Here is a 223-nt window from a genome sequence, read left to right as displayed (position 1 = left end):
TCGCAAGATCATTTCCCTGCGCAAGCGCGACTATGCCGAGCGCCAGGAGGAGGAGGCGATCCTCGAACTCTACATGCAGGCTCTCGGGATGCCTGTCTGATTCCACGCGTGTTGCGCGCGGGACCTCTCATGCGCAACACACCCGTGACGAAATCTTATCCGAAACGGATTCAGCGCATTCGACCTGCGACGTGGCACGAGAGCATTTTTCGGCGAAGTGGAG

1 protein-coding gene is annotated in these 223 nt (G+C 58.7%); it reads left to right on the top strand.

Annotated features, from left to right (window positions below):
- Nucleotides 1-100: GapR family DNA-binding domain-containing protein (locus E4K09_RS23835; RefSeq protein WP_134500167.1), on the top strand; the 100-nt coding region annotated here is incomplete at its 5' end.
- Between the last annotated feature and the right edge of the window lie 123 nt (nt 101-223).

This window comes from Microvirga pakistanensis (assembly GCF_004458765.1).
Classification (GTDB): Bacteria; Pseudomonadota; Alphaproteobacteria; order Rhizobiales; family Beijerinckiaceae; genus Microvirga; species Microvirga pakistanensis.
Note: the sequence above shows the minus strand (reverse complement) of the source record. Positions and strands in the feature narration are given on the sequence as shown.